Origin of the sequence: Halorubrum tibetense, from assembly GCF_042661865.1 — an archaeon.
In the GTDB taxonomy this organism is placed as follows: domain Archaea; phylum Halobacteriota; class Halobacteria; order Halobacteriales; family Haloferacaceae; genus Halorubrum; species Halorubrum tibetense.
In genome coordinates this window covers 1-1,466 of sequence record NZ_JBHSWW010000426.1, presented here as the reverse complement: position 1 = coordinate 1,466, position 1,466 = coordinate 1, and the positions used below count along the sequence as shown (strand labels likewise).

The 1,466-nt window shown below is 71.4% G+C and carries 2 protein-coding genes and 1 pseudogene; all 3 read left to right on the top strand.

What is annotated here, in order from left to right; all coding sequences use genetic code 11:
• The first annotated feature begins 7 nt into the window (after nucleotides 1-7).
• Complete coding sequence (locus ACFQEU_RS15820; RefSeq protein ID WP_379783723.1) at nucleotides 8-694, top strand: RNase P subunit p30 family protein; 687 nt, start codon at nucleotides 8-10, stop codon at nucleotides 692-694.
• Nucleotides 678-1,313 (top strand): class I SAM-dependent methyltransferase, encoded by a 636-nt coding sequence (locus ACFQEU_RS15815; RefSeq protein WP_379783721.1) that lies wholly within the window; start codon nucleotides 678-680, stop codon nucleotides 1,311-1,313. Before ACFQEU_RS15820 ends, ACFQEU_RS15815 begins: the two co-directional genes overlap by 17 nt.
• A gap of 43 nt (nucleotides 1,314-1,356) precedes the next feature.
• A pseudogene (locus ACFQEU_RS15810) lies at nucleotides 1,357-1,466 on the top strand (Rpp14/Pop5 family protein); the annotation flags it as partial.

Below are 1,466 nucleotides of genomic sequence, written 5' to 3'. Positions count from 1 at the left end.
CGACGATTTGGCTGGCGATGGCTCGACCGGCGACGAGGCGACCGGCGACGCACCGGCGACCGGTGACGAGGCGACTGCCGACGCACCGGCGACCGATGCAGACGAAGAACGCGGTTCGGCCGCCGCCGTCGCGGCCGAGTACGGGATCGACATCGTCGACGCGGTCGAGATCGACGCCACCGACCCCGGTCGGGCGTCCGGCGCGATCGGGAACTACCGTCCGGACCACACGGTCGTCTGTGTCGCCGGCGGCGACGACGGGCTGAACCGATACGCGGTCGAGGAGCCCCGGGTCGATGTCCTCGCTCGGCCGAACGCGGCGTCCGGCGGGTTCAACCACGTGCTCGCGAAGGCCGCCCGCGACAACGACGTCCACGTGGAGTTCGACCTCGGGCCGGTCCTCCGCTCGACCGGCGGCGCGCGGGTGCAGGCGCTCGCCGACCTCCGGAAGCTCCGCGAGATCGTGTGCTACTACGGGACCCCCTACGTCGTCAGCGCGAACGCTGGGTCACACCTCGAACTGCGGGCCCCCCGCGAACTCGTGGCCGTCGGCGAGCGCGTCGGGTTCGACGCCGAGTGGATCCGCGAGGGACTCCGCTCGTGGAGCCGGATCGCCGAGCGGAACCGCGAGCGACGCTCCGAGGGTTTCATAGCGCCCGGGGTCCGACGTGGACGGTATGAAACGGAGCGTTGAGGAGCACGCCGAGCGGTTCTCCGAGAAGGCGACCGAGTACGACGACTCGAAGAGCGACGAGTACCGTGCCTGTGCGGACCTCGTCGTCTCCTACGCCGATCCCGGCTCGGACGACGTAGTCGCCGACCTCGGGGCCGGAACCGGCGCGATCGCCCTCGCGATCGCGCCCGACGCGAGCCGAGTGCTCGCCCGGGATATCAGTGAGGGAATGATGGAGGAGGGGCGGCGCAAGGCCTCCGAGGCGCGGATCACGAACGTCGAGTTCGCGTACGGCGAGTTCCGGGAGCCGAACCTCGGCGGCGTCGCCGTCGACATCGTCACCTCGAACTTCGCGCTCCATCACCTCTCGGACGACGAGAAGCGCGAGGCGATCCGAGTGATGGCCGCCGCCGGGGCCCGCCGGATCGTCCTCGGCGACGTGATGTTCTTCGGCGAGCCGGACCCCGAGGAGCCGTTCTACAGCCCCGAGGTCGACGACCCGGCCACGGTCGGCACCCTCGTCGAGGCGTTCACCGACGTCGGCTTCGCGGTGACCGTCGCCGAGCGCGTCCACGATCAGGTCGGCGTCCTCGTCGCCGAGCGGATCGGCTCCGGCGAGGAGGTACCGGGGGCGGAGTGATGGCGGTGCGCGTGCCGTCCGACGACGAACCGGTGGTCGAGCCGTGAAACACCTCCCGAAACACCTCCGGCCGCGGTGGCGCTACCTCGCGCTCGGGATCGAGGCGTGGCCCGACGCCGACGTGGACCGACGCGCGTTCCAGCGGGCGCTGTG